3 protein-coding genes and 2 pseudogenes are annotated in these 3,960 nt (G+C 45.2%); 2 read left to right on the plus strand and 3 right to left on the minus strand.

Annotated elements, in window-relative coordinates; all coding sequences use genetic code 11:
• Nucleotides 1-271 (plus strand): annotated as a pseudogene (locus B9T16_RS26485) (hypothetical protein); the annotation flags it as partial.
• A gap of 38 nt (nt 272-309) precedes the next feature.
• On the plus strand, nt 310-444 hold the full coding sequence (locus B9T16_RS26490; protein ID WP_410246103.1) for a hypothetical protein: 135 nt from the start codon (nt 310-312) through the stop codon (nt 442-444).
• Between the two features lie 106 nt (nt 445-550).
• On the opposite strand, the pseudogene B9T16_RS26495 reads toward B9T16_RS26490, so the two are convergent.
• The 3 genes and pseudogenes from B9T16_RS26495 to B9T16_RS26505 form a co-directional block, all read right to left on the minus strand.
• A pseudogene (locus B9T16_RS26495) lies at nt 551-1,724 on the minus strand (group II intron reverse transcriptase); the annotation flags it as partial.
• A gap of 1,754 nt (nt 1,725-3,478) precedes the next feature.
• On the minus strand, nt 3,479-3,703 hold the full coding sequence (locus tag B9T16_RS26500; RefSeq protein WP_071941189.1) for an RNA-directed DNA polymerase: 225 nt from the start codon (nt 3,701-3,703) through the stop codon (nt 3,479-3,481).
• A complete protein-coding gene (locus B9T16_RS26505; RefSeq protein WP_014274215.1) occupies nt 3,663-3,884 on the minus strand; it encodes a hypothetical protein in 222 nt (73 codons plus the stop codon). The genes B9T16_RS26500 and B9T16_RS26505 overlap by 41 nt, the downstream gene beginning before the upstream one ends.
• Nucleotides 3,885-3,960: the final 76 nt, after the last annotated feature.

Raw genomic sequence — 3,960 nt, forward strand, 5'->3', positions numbered from 1 at the left:
TCATGATTATGCACAACAGCTAAAAAGTGTTTTTTCGACTGACATTAGGGCGACTAACGAAGCCTTTGATAAAAAGTTTAAATCTCTAAGTACAGAGAGTAAAGAAGAAGCCCCGGAACTGCGACAGCATCTTGAGAGAATCAATCGTAAGTTTTCTAACAGTATTGAATCTTTGGATCAATCTCTGGATACTCAAACTAACCTGCTCCGTGATGAATTCAACCAAACTAGCAAACTAGAGATAGGTGGCAAGAAGACTTTAGGAATTTAACAAGTGAGGTATTTTAACAACTTTATCAACGTTTGTCGATGAGGGGAAATGACAAAGTTTCTAAACATGATATGGCAGAAATACTGTTGGAAATGGGGATGAAGCTAAAGGGGACGGAGTTTGTGCCACAGCTTCAAGATGCGGCGGATACTAATATGTATACTGATATTTAATTGATTAGGGGTCGAGATAGACCTCACGGTCTACCCCTCCCATTCAGCAGCAGAACCGTACATGAGACTTTCACCTCATACGGCTCCTAGTTTGACCGTCTCTTTGTTAAGAGTACAGCAACATCTCTTTCATCAAGAGCTGTTTTATTGTCGCGGGTGTGGCGATGTAATATTTGAAGATTCTTGTATTCATCCTTTCCGCCTTGGCTTCTAGGTACAACGTGGTCTACTTCAATTAAGTCTGATGGGGTAAAGTATTGCCCACACCAGGTACATCTACCTTTTTGCTTTTTGAGTAGTTTTGCTACCCTATTTGGCGTATCGATTGCTCGTCCCTTCCTGGTTGCCCAGTAGGTCCAATTTCCGTCGTATGGTGTTGCGTCAGGGCGTATTAAGGTATGTCTGACAATTGGAGTCCAGTTGTGTTTGAATAGATGTAACCCATCTTTGGTTTGGAACATCCAATTTTCGTGTCTTTCTTTCCCATTGCTAAGTTTAACTGTTCCATTTCTGAAGTAATTCCTTAGCTTTTCATGGCTTGCCTTTCCGCATCTTGACACTGTCCATGCCCGTATCATTTGCCAAACTATGTTGTCTAGTTTGTTGAATGTCTCGGTTGAGACTACCGCTGAATAATAGTTTCACCATCCTCGGATAATCGGGTTTAGTCTGCTAATCAGGGCTGACTGAGGTGCTGTTTTATGTTGTTATATTACACCTTTAATCACTTCTGTATGGGCAACTGCTTTTTGGCTGGGTTTTATGTGGGTTTTATGTCCGATTAATCGGCTCTTAGGTCCCCCTGTTTTTCCAGATTTATATTTTCCTACTGGATATTGCCTGATATTGAATCCTAGAAAGTCGAACCCTGGTTTCTCTGTTTTATCATCATACTCAATAGGTTTGAGCGTGTGACAGATTCGAGTTTTTTCAGGTTTTATTTCTAAGCCTACAGGTTTAAGCCATTCGGTGATTGCAGTTTGGCACTGTTCAATGATTCTTAGGTCTTTTGAGATGACCACAAAATCATCGGCGTATCTTATGACATTCGCATACGGGCGATTGTCTGTTTTCTTAGGGTACAGTTTTTCAATTAACCTAATCATCCCCAACAGTGCGATGTTAGCGAGTATTGGACTTATTACCCCTCCCTGGGGTGTCCCTGCTTCTGTATCCTCAAATACACCGTTATCTAGCACACCTGCTTTGAGCCATTGTTTCAGGTCTCTTTTTAGGCTACTTGGACAATGAGTTTTGGACAGTAGGTAATCATGGTTCACGGTAAGAGCATTTTGTTAGGGGTCGAGATAAACTTCACAGCCTACCCCTCCCATTCCAAACCGTGCTCGCGAGTTTCCCAGCACACGGCTCCTGATGTAGATACCCCTTTTGTCACTGGGAACAGGGTTACAACCCCCTGCTTTATGACCTCAACTTTCAAAGCTATATGCTTGCGTTAGTCTTTCAACTCGCTGCCATTAAACTCTTACTTATCGCGGTCTCTATATCCACACCGTGATTAGTGGGCATATCCTAACCATTACAGTTAGGCATTAGCTTTCAATCACATCCTTTCCCCTTAAAGGCATACGCTTACACTTTTCACTACTCCACGGGTACATCCCGCCACTTGAGAGCCAATGAGGGGTTTAAACGTTCCATCTATGCGGGCATTCCATCTTTAGATTTGTCCTATCCACCGGGGTACTTTTAAAGGTCTGTGTAGGTAGTTATAGCAGCCTCCTACTTTTTTTCCCTCGCCCTTTTGAGCGCAGCGTATCAACCTATTTCGCTACTGACGCATTACAATGGTTCAAGCCGGACATTCGGTTTCCCTAATCATGGATGGTTGGCAGTGCTCGAGTGAGAGGTAGGTTCCTCTATTACGCCTTCCGTTCCCCGCTTCAACCCGTTGAGTGTGAATCCTCAAATTGGGGGTGGCTACCGCCGTTACTCTCAACCTTACGTTATACTCAAGGGGTTCACAACTTCCCTCTTTTTTTTCGCTCAGTCTTGACCTTGAGTCTCTCTGCCTTATCTGGTTGTCGAAGCCAGATGTTGAGACACATAGATAGTTATGGGATGGTCAGGGGTGCGAATCCCTTATATTCCACCAAGGGGTGGAAGTCCCACTAGGAGGTTATTTCAGGCATTGCAGCCCTATTTCACTCCTAAACGTCTCGCACGCTATATGTTAGGGGTCGAGAATGGAGTCACCACCATCCCCTCCCATTCAGAACCATACGTGAAAGTTTCCCTTCATACGGCTCCTGGTGTGGATACCCTGTTTTGTCAAAGGAGCAGAATCAACAGACCTGCTTTTTACTTCGATGTTCAGAGCTATATGCAGCACGTAGTCTTTAAACTCGTCCTCGCCATTATACTCTTACTGACCGCAGTATCTATATCCACACCGTGACAATTGGGCATATCCCCACCATGACAATTGGGCTTTAGCTTCTGGTCACATCCTTCACCCTCTAAGCATGCGCTTACATTTTTCACTACTGCCTTGTGAATAGCATTACTCACTTGTTTATAGGCAGAGCATTAGAGGGGTTACAACGTTCCGATTATATGGGCATTCCATCGTTAGATTTGTCCTATCGACCGGGGTACTTCTAAAGGTCTGTGTGGGTAGAATGCAGAATCCCCCACTTTTCCCCTTGCCCTTTTGGGCGCAGCGTGTCAACCTATTTCGCTGCTCGTGCTTTACGATGGTTCAAGTCGGACATTCGGTCTTCCTAATCATAGATGGTTGGCAGTGGTCGCGTCTTGGTGGTAGGTTCTACCTCACGCCTTCCGTTCCCCGCTTCTATCCTGGAGTTATGATTTCCAAAACTGGGGGTGGCTATCGCCGTTACTCTCTACTCCCTGATTTCTCAGTTCGTTTATGACCTTGAGTTCCCTGCCTTGCTTAGTTACCTAAGCGTCGGGACATATAATCAGTTATGAGGATGCTCAGGAGAGGTCTCCTTATATCCAGATTCGGAGCTGGAATCCTCACCGGGTAGTTATTTCGGGCATTTCAGCCCTATTTCATACCCGAACGTCTCGCACCTGCATCTAGCACGAAATATTCACCTTTGTTGATACTCAGGTAAATCCTGGCTATTGCATCTTGGGCTGACCGTCCGGGTCGGAACCCATAGCTTGTGTTTTCAAATCTCGATTCCCATTCAGGTTCGAGTGCCGATTTAACCAAGGCTTGCCTAGCTCTATCTGGGATTGTGGGTATTCCCATTCCCGCTTTTCTCATCCCTACCGGGTTTTGGAATCCACACCCATCGTAGCGGTTTTGTTTTGAGTTTTCCCTTAATGTTCTTAACAAGCTCAAACCTTTGTCTTGGGGAGATTGCTCTCATTCCATCAACTCCGGCAGTTTTCTTGCCTTGACCCGCCTGGGGGGCGGGTTTATTAAGCTGACTGTTGGGAAGCATGGCTGACCGTGGAACCCGCCCCTACAGCCGCACTGCTAAGAGTCGGGCATAATATGATTTCACCAATAGACGTTGC

The sequence above is a fragment of the Arthrospira sp. PCC 8006 genome (assembly GCF_046480465.1).
Lineage (GTDB): Bacteria > Cyanobacteriota > Cyanobacteriia > Cyanobacteriales > Microcoleaceae > Limnospira > Limnospira platensis.

Coding starts and splice junctions, on each gene's coding strand:
- B9T16_RS26490 (WP_410246103.1), top strand. CDS start 310: ATGAGGGGAAATGACAAAGTTTCTAAACATGATATGGCAGAAATACTG.
- B9T16_RS26500 (WP_071941189.1), bottom strand. CDS start 3,703: ATGAGAAAAGCGGGAATGGGAATACCCACAATCCCAGATAGAGCTAGG.
- B9T16_RS26505 (WP_014274215.1), bottom strand. CDS start 3,884: ATGCTTCCCAACAGTCAGCTTAATAAACCCGCCCCCCAGGCGGGTCAA.